The following is a 16,740-nucleotide window of genomic DNA, read 5'->3' as shown; positions in this document are numbered from 1 at the left end:
TATTAGTATAATTAATTATCTCCCGGTTTGAATAAGCGTATCTTTTTGCTTATTGTCCTGTTTATACCCGGTTGTGCAACCAATCCGGCCGTTATTAAAGCCAAAAAGATCGGCTCCACACCCTTTACTACCGAAATATACCTCAATGGTCAAAATAGAGCCCCTGCCGCCTCTTTCCCTGCAGTTACCACCGGCCAGTTTACCGATGAGCGCGACAAACAAACCTATAAATGGGTTAAAGTAGGCTCACAGGTGTGGATGGCGCAAAACCTGAATTATCAGACCGAAACAGGCTCGGTAGCTTACAATAACGACCAATATAACGCACAAATTTACGGCAGGCTTTACACCTTTAGCGCTTTGCTTAAGGCTTGCCCTAAAGGCTGGCATGTACCTACCGATACCGAATGGATGTTGTTGGAGCGAGATCTGGGATTGGCCTACGCCGAAGCCGGCCAGGTGGGTAGCCGCGGCAATATTGCAGGCAAGTTTTTAGTGGGTGGTTTGAGCGGTTTCGACGCGTTGTATGCAGGCCGCCAGCATCATAACCATTTTAGCGGGTTAGCGGCCAGCGCTTATTTTTGGACAAGCACCGGTTATGGCTTGCCGATAGCTTACCACGAGATAAGAAAGGATAAAACAGGCGTTTACCGCGATGTAACAGATCGGGATGATTATTTGAGTTTAAGATGCGTCAAAGATTACTGGTAGGCGCGGGCTCTGCATTCCCGTTATCATCTGGACAGTCACTTAATTAAAAATTCAATTTTTATATCCCGCATTTTTTTGGTTATTTGCAATACATTACTCTATTACTAAATCTAATTATTGATGCACCAATACTGGGGCTTTGGCTTACTGATATCTTCCGAAATTGAGTTCCCCGAATTTCTGCCATTTGCGTTTACAGAAGCGCCGGACCTGACAATTAATTTAGGCGCCGTGCCTGCCGAACTTACCGCCGAAGGAGTTGTTAAAAAAGTTAAGGTATCTATAACGGCTACCGAATACCTGCAAAAATTACCTGTAGCCACGTATTACGTTGCTAACGGTAATCAGATCATTGTTGAGCCTAAACCAGACGCCGACGAAAAAAGTATCCGCCTTTTTTTGCTGAGCAATGCCATGGCAGCCGTTTTACACCAGCGTAACTCTATCCCTTTGCATGCGTCGGCGGTGATGCTCGATGAAGGTATCGCTATATTCTGCGGCCCATCCGGAGCAGGTAAGTCGACCACGGCCACCATGCTTCAGCAAAAGGGTTACAAGGTATTTTCGGACGATGTCTGCGTACTGAAAGTTGACGGCGACCAGGTTACTGCGGTGCCATCATATCCCATGATTAAACTTTGGGCCGATACCTTTCATAAAGCAGGCCTGGATATGGCCACCGAGGAAGAAAAGATACGCCCGCAATTACCCAAATTTGCACGGTTTTACCACGATGAGTTCGATATCTTGCCCAAAACGGTTAAATACATATTTTTACTCGATTCGAACAATACTATAGACGAGGTATCAATTAAACCCCTGGCATCGATAGCTGCATTTGCTCAATTGCAACGTAATACCTATCGCCCTGTGCAAATGAACGCCATGCAAAAGCGTAATCAGCATTTTGCAGCGATAACCCGCTTAACCAATGCAGCGCCTATTTACAGAATAAGCAGGCCATTGGGCGAGAATACTTTAACAAGGGTAATCGAATTAATAACTAACGTACTGCAGCCAAATGAATAACGGAGAAGCAACCGAACAAAAAAAAATAGTTTGGCTGGCATCGTACCCAAAAAGCGGAAATACCTGGTTCAGGGCATTTTTAACAGCATTGCTTAACGATGGCGAAATAGACATCAACCAAATGAAAACCGACGGTATTTTTTCGTCGCGTTTTATATTTGATAACAGTACCGATCTCGATTCGACCTATTTGTACGATGAAGAGGTGAAAGATATTATCCCCGAGGTGTTTTGTGATATGGCCGGGTGGTATCTAAAGAAGAACCTGTTTATAAAGATCCACGATGCGTACGCATTTAACACAGAAAATAATCCAATCGTACCCACCGAACCTACCCGCTGTGCTGTATACTTTATCCGTAACCCGCTTGATGTTGTGGCATCGTTTGCCAATCATAATAACGGTACGCTTGACGAGGCTATACATATTATGAATAAACCCAATGGCAGTTTAGCCAGGCAGAAGAATAACTTTAATGTGAATAACCAGTTCAGGCAGCTGATGTTTAGCTGGAGCGGCCATGTTGAGAGTTGGACCGCACCCGAAGTGCCTTTCCCGGTACTGGTGCTTCGTTATGAAGATATGCTGCACAATGGTTTAGAGACCTTTACTAAAGCAGTAGAGTTTATGGGCATTGAGGTAGAGCCAGGCCAGGTAGAAAAGGCCATTAAAGCCAGTAATTTTGAGCGGCTGAAGGAAAAAGAGAAAGAGAAAGGTTTCGGCGAAAAGAACATTAAGAGCGAATCGTTTTTCCGCAAAGGAAAATCAGGCGGCTGGAAAGAAGAACTAAGTGCCGAACAAATACGATCCGTTATTACTCATCACAAAACCGTAATGGAAAAATATGGCTACCCGACAGAGATGCCCGAAATATCTACCGAAACTTCGGAACAAAAAGGATAAACAAAAGAGGGATATAATACACTGATCAACTAAAGCGCGAGTGGATCTGGTAACCGCGGGCTTCCTTAATGCCCGATATGTAAAGGTCGTTTGCCCGTAGCCAGGCATGCCCCTTATACTTGCCGTTTTCATCTTTCATAAAACCGATGTAAAGGGTGCTTTTAATACGGCGGCGCCTTAATAACAGTTTGCCCGTTAGCGATAAAGTATAGCATTCGGTAGGCCATGGCGCATATTTGTTGCACAGGCTTAATGCAGCTTTTACCTCACGGCGTAACTCCAGCGTGTTGGGATCGGCTTCGGCATCGCTTTCCTGCTGTATGCCGCCCAACCAACCCATTACCCGTTTAAACGGGAAGAACTTGAGACTTGCTTTAACCCATGCCGATGTAAAAAAAGCCTCGGCAAACAGCAGTTTGGTACGTGCCGGCAGTTTAACAAATGTTTTGAATTTACGCAGTATCTTCATTGCGCATCCGGGTTGTTTTTATGCTGCATCCTTAACGATAAGCATATTTTGGGCAAACATCTTTGGTAAAAAGGCATCAACCTCGGCCCTGCAAACCTCCTCGCTTACATCATACATTTCAACCATGTTTTTGATCAATGTTTCAACTTTAATTGGCTGCTCTAATAAAGCCCACATATCCGATGCTACACTGTTGATACCTAAGTAATCGCCGCTGTCCATATCCATCATCACGGTTTCGGTGCCAAGCTGGCTGGCTAAGAACCGGCTTTCGTTACGTTGTATAATGGTATCTGGATTAAAAACCTGGGGAGTAGAGTTTGGCATGATTGTATTAATTGGAGTTTACAGAGTTGTTGTTTGTGTATACACAAAACTACAAAAACATCGCCATAAAAAGATCACGATGCTACTAAATTTTCTTACAGCAATAATTTACTTTCTGCTTAATTAAGTCTGCGGCCCGAGTAGGTAGCTATCTTGCGGTACAAATCGTCGGGGTTAAAAGGCTTACTGATATAATCATTCATGCCCGATTCAAATGCCTTATCCTTGATATCCAGCATAGCCGAAGCTGTTAAAGCAATAATAGGCAGGCTGGCATATTTTTCGTCTGGCAGTTGCCGTACCTTTTCGGTGGTTTGGTAACCATCCATTTCGGGCATTTGCAGGTCCATCAATACCATGTCGTAGTTGTTGGTTTGTATCAGTTGGTAGGCAATTACGCCGTTCTCGGCCACGTCGCAATCAACGTCCCATTGTTTCATAAACTGTTTGGCCAGCAATACGTTGATCTGGTTATCGTCGGCTATGAGCAAACGTGTGCCTTTCAAGCTTTTGATATCCTGGATATTCTCTAAAACCGGAGCCAGTTGCTTGCTGCTGATCTTAAGCTTGAGGCTGAAACTGAAAACAGAGCCTTGGCCCACTTCGCTTTTTACGCTTATTTTGCTACCCATCAGCTCGAGCAGGCGCTTGGATATGGTCAGGCCCAGGCCGCTGCCGCCAAACTTGCGTGTCGTATCCGAACTGGCCTGGGTAAAGCTTTCGAAAATAGAATCGATCTTATCAGGTGCGATGCCTATACCTGTATCAGCAACTTCAAAATCAATAATAGTATGATCTTTTTGTGTTTCGGCCAGCGTGGCCGATATCACCACCTTACCCTCTTTAGTAAATTTAACCGCGTTGCTGATGAGGTTGGTCAATATCTGCCCCAAACGGATAGGATCGCCGATGACGGCGTTGGGCAGGTCCTCGTCCATCATCAGCTTGAGCTTGATGTTTTTTTCCTGCGCACGCTGTAACTGCGCCAGGCGGATGTTATCTATCAGCCGGCTCAGGTTAAAATCAACTTCCTCAAACTCCAGCTTACCAGCCTCTATCTTATTAAAATCAAGGATATCATTGATCAGCACCAGCAGGTTCTCCGACGAAAACTTCAGGATATTGAGATACTCCTGCTGATCGGGCCGAGGGTCGTGCTGGAGCAGCAGGTGTGTAAAGCCTATAACGGCGTTCATGGGCGTGCGTATCTCGTGGCTCATGGTCGAGAGGAACTGCGATTTGGCCACAGCAGCCTGCTCGGCCAGCTCTTTAGCTTTGATCAGTTCGGCTTCGGAGCGTTTATGGTCGTCGATATCCTGTATGGCCCCGTACAGTTTGGTAACCTTACCGGCAGCATTAACAAAGGGTTTGCCTATGGCCCTGATGAATTTTACCTTACCGCTGGGCAGGATGATGCGCAAGTCGAAACTCGAAGGCGTTTGCTTATTAATTGCTTCGTTTACACGGGTTTTATACAACTCCTTATCATCGGGGTGTATCATTTTGTAAAACAGGTCGGTAGCCGGGCCGGTGCTATCGGGCTCGAGCCCGAAAATGCGGAACGCTTCGGCCGACCAGTAGTTTTTGCCCGTAACCAGATCAGCCTCCCAACTGCCGCTGTGCGTTAGTTGCTGCGATTCGGTGAGCATGGCTTCGCTTTGCCTTAAGCGTTCTTCGGCGCGTTTGCGCTGGGTAATATCGTGCCAAACAACCAGTAGGGCCGGTTTATCGCCAACAGTTACCGACTTTAGCGTAACCTGTACCGGGAAATCTTCGCCGTTGGCCCTGCGGTGTATCCACTCAAACTGGTGGATGCCTTTTTCGCGGGCTATGCGGTCCATCTCAACCGATTTCTCGTCCGACCGGCGGCCATCGGGCTGGTACTCGGGCGAAAACTTAGCCGGGTGCGATGATAACAGCTCGGCTTTGTTTTTAAGCAGCAGCATCTCTACCGCGGCATGGTTACAATCTATCAGCCCGTTTTCGTTGAACAGCAAATGGGCATCGGCCGAATGCTCGAACAGCACTTTCAGGTTCTCTTCGGCGCGTTTATGCTCATTGATATCCTGTATAATACCAAATAGTTTCACGGCTTTGCCGTCTTTCATGGTTACATCGCCGCAGGCACGCACCCAGCGCTCGTTGCCCTTTTCGGTGATCACTTTAACTTCGATGTCCCAGGCGGTGCCATCGGCTATCGATTTAGCCATGGTGGTTTGCACGAGTGTAATGGAGTCGGGCGAGTAATATTTAAAAGGGTCGGCAATGTATGTCCGCTTATCGGGGTCTATCTCCAAAATGTCGTACACCTCATCGCTCCAATAGCGGATCATGGTCTCCAGGTCGAGCTCCCAGGTACCAAAGTGCATCAGTTGCTGCGCTTTGCTTAGCGTAAGTTCAAGCTTGCCTAATTTTTTAACCATTTCGCTTTGCGCCGCTTTTGCTTCAACACCTGTCATTTCTTCCCACATCATCATCATTCAACGCAATTACAAATATACATACTGTTAAATTAAACCGGGGCGGTTTATGCGCACTTATACGTACAACGCCTATTATTGTTGCAACCTATTGCAAATGCGTTGCACAATAAAGATATTTGAGTATGAGAAGACCTGTAAAAAACATCCGCACCTTATTATTCACCCTATTGGCCGTTGGTTTTAGCCTGATGAGCCTGGCATCCTTTGCGCAAAGCAAAGACGAAAAGGAAGTGGCCCGGGCCGTTGAGGGCCTGCGTACCGCCATGGTTAAGGCCGATACCGTACAGTTACGAAACATTGCTATGGACGAGCTGAGCTACGGCCACAGCAGCGGTAAACTGCAAAACAAGAACGAGTTCATCAGCAGTTTTGCTACCGGGGCATCGGTATTTGTAACGCTCGAGTTTACCGAGCAAACCATTAAAGTGGTTGGTAATACCGCCATTGTAAGGCATATCTTATCGGCCAAAACCAACGATAGCGGCAGACCCGGCGCCGTACACCTTGGCATATTGCTGGTTTGGCAAAAAAGCCACGGCAGCTGGCATTTACTGGCAAGGCAGGCGGTTAAGGTGTAGGAAGATGGGGCTTTTTCCAAACAGGGTAGAAAAGCTATTTTTTATTGTTTACTGTATAACCACCATACTTTTTGGTTTATATGGAACTTTAGGTTTATGGGGAGGATTTGGCGCAAGCAGCGTAATGTATGATAAATACGGCGGGATTTACAGATCAGACCTGGGGCCAATGCAGATATTAATGATCTTTGGTATTCTGATACTTTTTGGCTTGGTTGTATTTATTCCTATGTTTCGCCAAAAGCCTTTTTGGAATGCTGATGGGACGCGAAGGAATTACGAAAGAAAGCCGAGGAAAAAGCAAAAGTATAACGAACCTTAAATTGTTTCAACTTTTGCTTTGATTAGGGCGTTTCCCTTTGGGCCGCGCTTTCCGCTCATACTACACTGGCATCAGCCACGGCCAGCCCTTAGCCTGCCACACGGCCGGTATCCCTGCCTGCCGGCAGGCGCTGCAATCGCTAACGCGGGCTTGTGTCACATAAGTATTACGACTAATCTACTCTTTCTTCATCACCACCCCATCCTTCATCACCAAACGCATCTGTTTCATAAGTTTAATATCGCTGGTAGGGTTCCCGGAAACGGCAACTAAGTCGGCAAGGTAGCCGGGTTTGATATTGCCCAGGTTGTGCAGGCCGAATACTTCGGCATTTACCGATGTGGCCGAGCGCAGTACATCGGCGGGCTGCATGCCGTACTCTACCATCAGCAGCATTTCGCGGGCGTTATCGCCATGAGCGAACACACCCACATCGCCGCCGAAGCATATCGTTACGCCGCTTTGCAGGGCAGCGGTAAAGCTTTTATGTTTTTGGATGATGCGCTCCGGGTCGGGGTCGATGCCTTTGTGCCAGCCTTTGTAAGCGGTGGTGGCCTCGGCAGCGGCTATGGTTGGGGTATAGGCTACGCCCCGTTCTTTCATCAGCGCAAATATTTCGGGTGTACCGCCGTCGCCGTGCTCAATGGTTTTTACGCCCGCTAAAATGGCGCGGCGCATCCCTTCGGCGGTGCCGGCATGGGCAACAACCATGCGGCCGGAGCTGGCCGCCACGTCGACCACCGTTTTCAACTCCTCGATGGTAAAAGTAGGGGCGGGAGCGTCGTTCAGGCCCCAGCGGTAATCGGCGTATACTTTCACCAGGTCGGCACCATTACCTATTTGGGTACGTGCCGCGCGGGTAAGCGCGTCGGTACCGTCGGCTTCCTCGGCGCCTTTGGGTACAGTGGCCTCGCTTACCAAACCTTTTGGCCCGTAACTGCCTGTAGCCACAATGGCCCGGGTGGCTACGAGCATACGCGGGCCGGGGATAAGGCCTTTTTCGATCGCGGTCTTCAGCCCGACATCGTCGTACATTGCTCCTTCGGTGCCGAGATCGCGCGTGGTGGTAAAGCCCGCCATCAGCGTAGCGCAGGCGTGGGTAACGGCCCGGGCGGTGCGCTCGGCACGGCTCTCAGTGAGCACCTGGTCGTTCCAGGTGGTTTCGTTGTATGGGTGCAGGAAGAGGTGCGAGTGGCCCTCGATCAGGCCCGGCAGCAGCGTCATCCCCGGAAGGGAAATTACTTTTACCAGTTTGGGCGGATGAATTATTGCAGGTTCGCCCGCGGCTTCGATATGGTTGCCGGTCACCAGTACCCACCAGCCGGGGTGCATTTCCTTCCCGTCGAAAACACGGTCGGGTTTGAATAGGATGGCGGTATCGGCAGGAGCCGCATCGGTATAGAAGCCAATGAAGAGGCTTATCATTAAGGCTGAATAATATTTCATGGTTTATAAATATAGCAATTTGCGGCAACCTTAAAATGTATAAGCAATGCGTAGAAAGGTATAAGCCCGCGCAGGCCGCCCGACGGAACTTTGTATTAACAAATTAAAACAGATACAAAATGAAAAAGACAGTATTGATAACAGGAGCGTCATCAGGCTTTGGCCGTGAAACAGCAAAATTATTTAGCCGACAAGGCTGGAACGTGGCAGCAACCATGCGTTCGCCCGAAAAAGAAACCGAATTAACAGCGTTGGATAATGTGCTGGTTACCAAATTGGATGTGACCGATAACGCGAGCATACAAAACGCCGTAGCGCAAAGTATTGCCAGATTTGGCCAGATCGATGTGCTGGTGAACAATGCCGGTTACGGTGCCATGGGCGCACTCGAAACCGCCGGCGAAAGCCAGATAAGGCAACAGTTTGAAGTTAACCTGTTTGGATTAATTGAAACGACCAAAGCAGTTTTACCGGGTATGCGTGCGCAGCAGTCGGGCGTTATCATCAACGTATCGTCGATAGGAGGAAGGTTAACTTTCCCGTTCTCATCGCTTTACCATGCTACCAAATTTGCGGTTGAGGGCTTAACCGAATCGCTGCAGTATGAGCTTAACCCCTTGGGCATCCGTTTAAAACTGGTTGAGCCGGGCGGTTATAAAACAGAATTTGCCGGCCGATCGATGGACGTTATGGATGCCGGCGAACTGGCTGAATACAGCGCACCGTTTAAAAAGTTTATGGGGATGATTGATAACTGGCCAATGTCGGCGAATATTGCCGAAGTAGCCGAGGTGATTTATGAGGCTGCCACAGATGGCACCGAAAGGCTACGTTACCTCAGCGGCAGCGATGCCGAGCAGGTGGTACAGGCCAGGCAGCAATTGAATGACATTGATTTTAAAAAGATGATGGCCGCACAAACAGGCTTGTAATTAAATGGCCGCCCATAAACCAGGCGGCCATTGTTTTGCTTAACTTTATATCACCATGTCAACACAATATACCGATCTTGAATCCATCAGCGACTTGCATAAATTGGTGCAGTACGCATCGCCCAAACACCCGCTGGTAAGTTTGATAGACCATGCCGACTTTTATGCCAAAACACCAAAGTATGATGGCCTTTATCGCTTTGGATTTTATACTATTTCGTGCAAAAAGTTTGAGGGGACTTTAAAGTACGGCAAGGGGCATTATGATTTTAACGAAGGATCGTTAATGTTTACCGCCCCCTGGCAGGTAATTGCTCCAGGCCCCGATGTGGTGGTTGACGAAGGCTGGGCGCTGTTTATTCATCCTGATCTTATCCATGGCACCAGTTTGGGTAAAAAGATACATGAGTATTCGTTTTTTAATTACGAAACGAATGAGGCCCTGCATATTTCGGAAGAAGAAAAACAAATACTCGAAGATTGCCTTGCCAAGATAGAAAGAGAGTATTCGCAAAACATGGATAAGCACACACAAGGGCTCATCGTAAGCAATATCGAGCTTTTGCTGAACTATTGTAACCGCTTTTACGACCGGCAGTTTTATACCCGGGCAAAAGTGAACTCGGATGTAGTGCAGCAATTTGAAAAACTGTTAAAAGGTTATTTCGCGCAAAGCACATTGATTGATGCAGGTTTACCTAATGTGGGCTATTTTGCATCGCGGCTTAACCTCTCGCCAAATTACCTTTCGGACCTGCTCAATAAATTTACCGGCAAAACCACGCAGGAGCATATCCACCTGGAGATGATTGACAAAGCCAAATCGCAACTGTGGGGTACCGATAATTCCATCAGCCAGATAGCTTATGCGCTCGGTTTTGAGCACCCCTCGCATTTTACCAAGATATTCAAGACCAAAACGGGCAAATCGCCCAGCGAATACCGGCATTTGAATTAGGCCTGTATTTTTTATTTCTTCCCGCATCAGTAAAAAATATTTTTATCCGATGCAACCATTCGCTTAAACATTTCATCTTACCTTTAAATGATGTTTTTGGATCACAACCTTACCATAGAGCAATTAGTAAAAGGCTGCCGTAACGGCGAGCGTAAGGCGCAGGAAGGGCTGTACAAACTCCTTGCGTCAAAAATGCTGGGCGTTTGCATGCGCTACGCTGCCGATAAAATGGAAGCCGAAGATATGCTGCAGAATGGGTTCATTAAGGTTTTTAACAAGATGGACGATTTTAGGGGCGATGGCTCGTTTGAAGGTTGGGTGAGGAGGATCATGGTGCATTCGTCGATCGAGTATTACCGTAAACATCACAAAATGATGCAGGTGGTAGATATTGATACCGCACACGACGTGCACGGGGTTGACCCTTTGGCGGCATCGAACTTAGGTGTGAAGGACCTGCTGGCTTTGATACAGCAGCTGCCGCCAGGGTACCGCATGGTGTTTAACTTATACGCTATTGAAGGTTACAGCCACAAAGAGATAGGCGAGATGATGACGATCAGCGAAGGCGCGTCGAAATCGCAGTTATCGAGGGCAAGGACAATATTAAAGGAACAGATCGTAAAATTGGAAGGAAAGAGATATGAAAATGTCGGATAAAGAATTTGACCAGCTATTCAGCGCCCAGTTAAACGACCTGGAGATGGAGCCATCGGCGGGCTTATGGGATAAGATAGTACCCGAAATACCGGGCAGCCGCAAAGCAGGTTCGGGCCTGGCGCCGATGTTGAGTATAGCGGCAACTTTGGTGATATTGCTTACTGCGGGGCTGCTATTTATGCCGCACACCCAAAAACTGGAGCTGCACGGCAATTACGACCCGCAGCAAACCATTAACGATGCGGTTGCTGCCGTTACACAACGACCATCGGTTACCGGAGATATGCCCGATTTAACAGCAGGGCAGCCGGCAACACCGCAGCCGCAAAACGTATTGGCGGCTACGCGTACCATGGCAGATAAACCAGAGACTAAGGGCGGTATTGTGGCTGGCCCGATTGATAGTGCAATAGTTTCAGCTGTCCCTAAAGTGGTGAATATCAGCAAGCCAGAGCATCAGGAAAATGTTACTAAACTGGTTCCGGTAGCCAACACCATTGCCAGCGTAACGCCTAAAACCGAACCAGCTGGCAACCAGGTAAAAGCTTTAACGGCAAACAATATACCGGCAATGAAAATTACCGAGGCGGTTAAAAAGAAAAAGATACACAGCCTGGGCGACCTGCTCAACGTAGTGATAGCCAAAGTGGATAAGCGGGATAACAAGATCATACAGTTTGGCCAGAACGATGACGATGAAGACGAGTTACTGAACGTTACCGGAGTAAACCTTGGGCCGTTAAAAGTTAAAAAACAGAATTAATTTCAGTCTAAAATAAATCACATAAATATTATGAAACGTTTAATTATTACCGCAATATTTTGCGGTATGCTGGGGAGCGTATTTGCACAGCAAAACACATCGGCTACAACATCAGCATCAAATCCAGGCACATCAGATACCATCATCATTAAGCATAAAAACAAAACCCATACCTGGTATAACCGTAGTTACAAGGATTCGGTAAAAACCGAAACAAAGCCCAAAACAGGTTTTTCGATAGGGCTTACGCTGGATGATTTTCACCTGGGCTTTGCCACACTGGTTGATAACGGCAGCTTTACCTTGTCGCCTAAAAATGATTTTTTGAACTACAGCCAGGCTAAAACCAGTTATGTAGGTTTCAGCGTGTTTAAATTCGGGTACCGTTTTACCGATAACTTTAAGATATACATGACAGCCGATTTTGACTGGACACTAATACGCCTGCAAAAAAACATCGATATAGTACCCGACGTCCCTACACTAACCTATGTAGTAAACACCACCAATCATTATTCGAAGAATCGTTTTTCGTCGAACTACCTGGTGCTGCCGCTGGCGTTCGATTTCCGCTCATCGCCCGATAAGCACAATACCCGCTTCCATTTCGCCGCCGGCCCCGAAGTTGGCTTTTTGATAGACGGTATGCAGAAACAGATCAGCAGCGAACACGGTAAAACAAAAAATTTCAACGATTTCCACTTCACACGTTTTGAGTACGGCGGTTTTGCCAAGATAGGTTATGGCAGCTTCGGCATCTTTACCAAATATTTCTTTAACGATATGTTTGTGAACACGCCCGATCAGAAAGGATTGAAGAACTTCAACTTCGGCCTTCAGTTTGGCTTCTAAGAAAAAATGTTAACAAATGTGATCCCGGACCAACATCCGGGATTTTTTGTTTTATTGTATATTTACCGGCATGTCAAACCCATCGTATTTAGACGCGGTATCGGTAACTAAAAACTATAGCGACGATAAAGAATCGGGCGTAAATAATATTATTCTCTCCATTAAACAGGGTAAAATAACCGCCATAGTCGGCGAAAGCGGCAGCGGTAAAAGTACCTTGCTTAAGCTGCTGTACGGGTTGTTAAGTCCCGAAGAAGGCGAAGTGTTCTTTAAAGGCGACCGTGTCATCGGCCCCGAAGAAAAGCTGATACCCGGCCACGACCGGATGAAGATGGTAACCCAGCATACCGACGACCTGAACCTGTTTGCCACCGTTTGGCAGAATGTGGCTTCGCTGCTGCCCAATACCGATCTGAAGTATAAAGAAACAGCTACCGCGGCTGCTCTAAAACAGCTTAAAGTTTATGAGTTGAAAGACCAGCGTGTAACGGATCTGAGCGGTGGCGAGAAACAGCGTGTGGCTATTGCCAAGGCGTTGATCACCAAACCTGAGGTGTTGTTTTTGGATGAGCCTTTTAACCAGGTGGACGCCTCGTTTCGCGAAGGTTTGCAGCAAAACATCCGCAACATCGTAAAAGAAACCGGGCTGACGGTTGTACTCGTATCGCACGACCCGGCCGAAGTGCTTTCAATGGCTGATGACCTGATCGTTTTAAAACAGGGCGAAATTGTTGAGGCAGGAACGCCGGAAGAATTGTATCAGAACCCCGGTATGCTGTATACGGCGCAAATACTGGCGCACTGCTCGGTACTAACTAACCAAGAAGCTAAGGTATGCGGCATAACTGCCCAGCGCGGTACGGTGGCGATTAACCCCGAAAATGTAGAGATAGCCAATACCTGGGGTAAAAAGAAAGACTGGACGGTAGTGCAGGTTTTATTTAAAGGCTTTTTTGAGGATGTAATTGTTGAAAAAGAGGATGTAAAATTGCGTGTATTAAATCTCGAGCTCAATAAATATCCGGTTGGTACGCCGGTAAGTATCCGTATCAAAAAGCATTTTGAGTACGGGCAATGGAAATAGTGAATGGTGAGTTAACAGATTGAAGTCATGCCGAACTTGTTTCGGCACCCCACAGGACAAACCTGAGGACAATCAATAGGGAACATCTAAAGCACGTTAGCTATTTATTTCCTCCTTTAGATCTTTCATTTCCGGATTCATCGATTGTATTAAATTAGTTTTCCAATCCCGATGCCAGTTCTTTAATTGTTTTTCACGATCAATAGCATCCGTTATTCGTATATGGTGTTCGTAATAAACTAAATCGAAACAGCGGTATTTCTTTACAAAGGCGGATCCCTCTCCATTGATGTGCTGCCATACTCTGGTACGTAGGTCGTTTGTGACACCAATGTAAAATACAGTGCGGTATTTATTTGTCATTATGTACACGTGCCCCTGTTTGTATAATGACATTGCTTTTCTTGTTGAATTATATTGCGTTGTCTTGTATGGCGTATACCTTTATGATGGGGTGCCGAAACAAGTTCGGCATGACGTATTTTTTATTGACTACTCACCATTCACCATCACACTCCCTTAAACACCACAATACCATTATGCCCGCCGAAGCCGAAGGTGTTGCTCATGGCTACGTTTACCTTTTTCTGTAAGGCTTCTTTTAGCACAATATTTAAATGCTGCGGTATCTCCGGGTCTATGCTTTCGGTGTTGATGGTTGGTGGTACTACACCATCGCGGATAGCCAGTAAACAGATGATCGATTCGATAGCGCCGGCAGCGCCGAGCAAGTGACCCGTCATGGATTTGGTGGCGCTGATATGCAGTTTTGTTTTCTGATCGCCGGTAAGCGCGGCGATTGCTTTGGTTTCGGATAGGTCGCCTACGTGCGTTGAAGTAGCGTGGGGGTTGATATAATCCACATCTGTTATACTTAATCCGGCTTCTTTTAAAGCCATTTGCATGGCGCGAATCGCGCCCAAACCTTCGGGGTGTGTCGCTGTCATATGGTAAGCGTCGCCTGTAGCGCCTGTACCTACCAGTTCGGCGTATATCTTGGCGCCACGAGCTTTGGCGTGTTCATATTCTTCTAATACCAATGCGCCTGCGCCCTCGCCGATGACAAAGCCGTCGCGGTGCACATCAAACGGGCGGGATGCATGTTCAGGGTCGTCATTACGTGCCGACATGGCCTTTAAGGCACAATAACCGCCGTAAGATGACTCGGTAATGGGCGCTTCCGAGCCGCCGGTGATCATAATGGTAGCCTTGCCTAAGCGGATATTGTTGGATGCTTCCATCAAAGCGGTATTCGAGCTGGCACAGGCCGAAACTGCGGTATAGTTTGGCCCCATATAGCCATGGCGTATCGAGATCATTCCCGAAGCCATATTAACCAGTACTTTAGGCAAAAAGAATGGGTTAAAGCGCGGTGTACCATCGCCTTTAATGTATTCTTTCATCTGCTCCTCGAAGGTGATGGTGCCGCCGTGCGCGCAGCCCCAAATCACACCCACATCAAATGGCGACATTTTTTCGAATTCGAAGCCCGAGTCGGCTATAGCTTGGTCGGTAGCTGCTAAGGCGTATTGGGTAAACAGGTCGTTGCGTTTAATATCGTTACGGTCGAGCACGGTGGTCGCGTCAAAACCTTTCAACTCGCAGGCCATATGGCTGCGGAAAGGGGTCGCATCAAAACGGGTTACGTTTGCGGCGCCGCTTTTGCCGTTCACAATATTGCTCCAAAACGTTTCGGCATCGTTGCCCAGCGGGGTGAGCGCGCCAATACCTGTTACTACAACTCTCTTTAGCATGGGGATCAAATTTGAGGGCGAAGTACTTAAAAAAATCAAAATATCCCTAATGAAATGTTTGGTTTGCCCAGCACGATTGGCAAGCGGGTTCGCACGCAAAGGCGCTAAGACGCAAAGTTTTTTAAGTTATTTCTTAACGCCTTCGCGTCTTTGCGTGAAAATCTTAATGAGTTTTGGGCATTCCCCTGCGGGTCGGGCTTTACGCTCATACTGCACAGGCATTAGCCACGGGCCGGTATCCGCTTCAATCCCTAATGCGCGTTGCGTATTTAAACAAAAAAAGCAGCCATATTGAGCTGCTTTCGTAATGTGTTATATAATTTCAGCTTAAATATTCTTAGCTAGCCAGTCACCAACTTCGCTGGTTTTGTAGGCTTTGGCTTCTTTGCCTGCAAGGTCTTCGGTAACTATGCCTTCGGTTAACGATTTGTTAACTACGGCACGGATAGCGGCGGCTTCTTCCTTCAAACCAAATGCATCCTCGAACATCATAGCGGCCGAAAGTACGGTAGCCAATGGGTTGGCAATATCTTTGCCGGCAGCTTGCGGGTACGAACCGTGGATAGGCTCGAACAACGAAGTATGCACGCCGATAGATGCCGACGGCATCAGGCCCATCGAACCTGAAATTACCGATGCTTCATCAGTCAAAATATCGCCGAAAAGGTTCTCGGTGATCAGCACATCGTAGCTGTTCGGCCATTGTACCAGGCGCATGGCCACGGCATCAACAAACTCGTAGCTTACGGTTACTTCGGGGAAATCTTTTTCCATATCCTGCACGGTTTCGCGCCATAAGCGTGAGGTTTCCAACACGTTGGCTTTATCTACGCAGCATAGTTTTTTGCCGCGTGCCATCGCCATTTCAAAACCTAATTTGGCCAGGCGTTTTACCTCTTCGCGGGTGTAGGTACAGGTATCAAAAGCGGTATCGCCATCATCTTTACGGCCACGCTCGCCAAAGTAAATACCGCCGGTCAGTTCGCGCAGGATGATCAGGTCGGTACCCTCAATGCGCTCGCGTTTTAAAGGCGAATTATCGATCAGCGATGGGAAAGTAAACGTAGGGCGCACGTTGGCGAACAAGCCTAATTTTTTACGCATTTTCAATAAACCTTGCTCCGGGCGAACTTTTGCTTTAGGATCGTTATCAAAACGCGGGTGGCCGATAGCGCCGAACAGTACAGCGTCGGCAGCCATACAGATCTCGTGGGTTAAGTCGGGGTAAGGCTCACCAACCGCATCGATAGCGGCGGCGCCGGTGAGGCCCGATGTCCATACAATTTCGTGGTTGAATTTTTTTGCTACAGCGTTTGATACTTTAACGGCCTGGTCGATAACTTCCGGACCGATGCCGTCTCCTGCCAAAAGGGCGATGTTTAATTTCATTGTTTTTGTTGATTATGGTCTTTCTCAAACGGTCTCACGCAAAGGCGCGTAAACGCTAAGGAAAGGTTTATTTAGTTGT

At 47.4% G+C, this 16,740-nt stretch carries 17 protein-coding genes; 10 read left to right on the top strand and 7 right to left on the bottom strand.

Annotated features, from left to right (window positions below):
• Positions 1-27: 27 nt before the first annotated feature.
• The 3 genes from BEL04_RS16545 to BEL04_RS16535 all read left to right on the top strand — a co-directional run bounded on the left by BEL04_RS16545 (position 28) and on the right by BEL04_RS16535 (position 2,644).
• The gene (locus BEL04_RS16545; protein WP_066005896.1) at positions 28-711 is read left to right on the top strand and encodes an FISUMP domain-containing protein; all 684 of its coding nucleotides are present in this window, start codon (positions 28-30) and stop codon (positions 709-711) included.
• A 120-nt stretch (positions 712-831) separates the two neighbouring features.
• Positions 832-1,740 (top strand): serine kinase, encoded by a 909-nt coding sequence (locus BEL04_RS16540; protein ID WP_066005895.1) that lies wholly within the window; start codon positions 832-834, stop codon positions 1,738-1,740.
• The gene (locus tag BEL04_RS16535) at positions 1,733-2,644 is read left to right on the top strand and encodes a sulfotransferase domain-containing protein (protein ID WP_066005894.1); all 912 of its coding nucleotides are present in this window, start codon (positions 1,733-1,735) and stop codon (positions 2,642-2,644) included. The genes BEL04_RS16540 and BEL04_RS16535 overlap by 8 nt, the downstream gene beginning before the upstream one ends.
• Positions 2,645-2,669: 25 nt before the next feature.
• On the opposite strand, the gene BEL04_RS16530 is transcribed toward BEL04_RS16535, so the two are convergent.
• From BEL04_RS16530 to BEL04_RS16520, 3 genes are all read right to left on the bottom strand, one after another.
• A complete protein-coding gene (locus BEL04_RS16530; protein WP_066005893.1) occupies positions 2,670-3,113 on the bottom strand; it encodes a lasso peptide biosynthesis B2 protein in 444 nt (147 codons plus the stop codon).
• 18 nt (positions 3,114-3,131) lie between these two features.
• Entirely contained in the window at positions 3,132-3,440 is a 309-nt protein-coding gene (locus BEL04_RS16525) for a PqqD family protein (protein WP_066005892.1), read from the bottom strand.
• A 119-nt stretch (positions 3,441-3,559) separates the two neighbouring features.
• Positions 3,560-5,920 carry an ATP-binding protein gene (locus tag BEL04_RS16520; RefSeq protein ID WP_066005891.1) on the bottom strand — a complete coding sequence of 787 codons (2,361 nt, stop codon included), beginning with the start codon at positions 5,918-5,920 and terminating at the stop codon, positions 3,560-3,562.
• 125 nt (positions 5,921-6,045) lie between these two features.
• On the opposite strand from BEL04_RS16520, the gene BEL04_RS16515 reads away from it, so the two are divergent.
• Positions 6,046-6,501, top strand: a complete 456-nt coding sequence (locus BEL04_RS16515) for a nuclear transport factor 2 family protein (RefSeq protein WP_066005890.1) — start codon at positions 6,046-6,048, stop codon at positions 6,499-6,501.
• Between the two features lie 499 nt (positions 6,502-7,000).
• On the opposite strand, the gene BEL04_RS16505 is transcribed toward BEL04_RS16515, so the two are convergent.
• Positions 7,001-8,269 carry an amidohydrolase family protein gene (locus BEL04_RS16505; protein ID WP_066005888.1) on the bottom strand — a complete coding sequence of 423 codons (1,269 nt, stop codon included), beginning with the start codon at positions 8,267-8,269 and terminating at the stop codon, positions 7,001-7,003.
• 119 nt (positions 8,270-8,388) lie between these two features.
• Between BEL04_RS16505 and BEL04_RS16500 the strand changes: the two genes are divergently transcribed.
• The 6 genes from BEL04_RS16500 to BEL04_RS16475 all read left to right on the top strand — a co-directional run bounded on the left by BEL04_RS16500 (position 8,389) and on the right by BEL04_RS16475 (position 13,518).
• Positions 8,389-9,201 (top strand): SDR family oxidoreductase, encoded by an 813-nt coding sequence (locus tag BEL04_RS16500; RefSeq protein WP_066005887.1) that lies wholly within the window; start codon positions 8,389-8,391, stop codon positions 9,199-9,201.
• A gap of 55 nt (positions 9,202-9,256) precedes the next feature.
• The gene (locus BEL04_RS16495; protein WP_066005886.1) at positions 9,257-10,159 is read left to right on the top strand and encodes an AraC family transcriptional regulator; all 903 of its coding nucleotides are present in this window, start codon (positions 9,257-9,259) and stop codon (positions 10,157-10,159) included.
• A gap of 90 nt (positions 10,160-10,249) precedes the next feature.
• On the top strand, positions 10,250-10,819 hold the full coding sequence (locus BEL04_RS16490) for an RNA polymerase sigma factor (protein ID WP_066005885.1): 570 nt from the start codon (positions 10,250-10,252) through the stop codon (positions 10,817-10,819).
• Positions 10,809-11,582: a hypothetical protein gene (locus BEL04_RS16485; protein WP_139113078.1), complete on the top strand. Its 774-nt coding sequence runs from the start codon at positions 10,809-10,811 to the stop codon at positions 11,580-11,582. Before BEL04_RS16490 ends, BEL04_RS16485 begins: the two co-directional genes overlap by 11 nt.
• A gap of 30 nt (positions 11,583-11,612) precedes the next feature.
• Positions 11,613-12,434, top strand: coding sequence for an outer membrane beta-barrel protein (locus tag BEL04_RS16480; protein WP_066005883.1), 822 nt, complete (start codon positions 11,613-11,615; stop codon positions 12,432-12,434).
• Positions 12,435-12,504: 70 nt separating this feature from the next.
• On the top strand, positions 12,505-13,518 hold the full coding sequence (locus BEL04_RS16475) for an ABC transporter ATP-binding protein (protein WP_066005882.1): 1,014 nt from the start codon (positions 12,505-12,507) through the stop codon (positions 13,516-13,518).
• Positions 13,519-13,614: 96 nt separating this feature from the next.
• On the opposite strand, the gene BEL04_RS16470 is transcribed toward BEL04_RS16475, so the two are convergent.
• The 3 genes from BEL04_RS16470 to leuB form a co-directional block, all read right to left on the bottom strand.
• On the bottom strand, positions 13,615-13,914 hold the full coding sequence (locus tag BEL04_RS16470) for a GIY-YIG nuclease family protein (RefSeq protein ID WP_066005881.1): 300 nt from the start codon (positions 13,912-13,914) through the stop codon (positions 13,615-13,617).
• A 113-nt stretch (positions 13,915-14,027) separates the two neighbouring features.
• Complete coding sequence (gene fabF / locus BEL04_RS16465; RefSeq protein ID WP_066006245.1) at positions 14,028-15,272, bottom strand: beta-ketoacyl-ACP synthase II; 1,245 nt, start codon at positions 15,270-15,272, stop codon at positions 14,028-14,030.
• 327 nt (positions 15,273-15,599) lie between these two features.
• Positions 15,600-16,661 (bottom strand): 3-isopropylmalate dehydrogenase, encoded by a 1,062-nt coding sequence (gene leuB, locus BEL04_RS16460; protein WP_066005880.1) that lies wholly within the window; start codon positions 16,659-16,661, stop codon positions 15,600-15,602.
• Positions 16,662-16,740: the final 79 nt, after the last annotated feature.

The organism is Mucilaginibacter sp. PPCGB 2223, from assembly GCF_001705515.1.
Taxonomy (GTDB): Bacteria; Bacteroidota; Bacteroidia; order Sphingobacteriales; family Sphingobacteriaceae; genus Mucilaginibacter.
The sequence above is the reverse complement of the archived record's forward strand: the minus strand, read 5'-3'. Positions and strand labels throughout refer to the sequence as shown.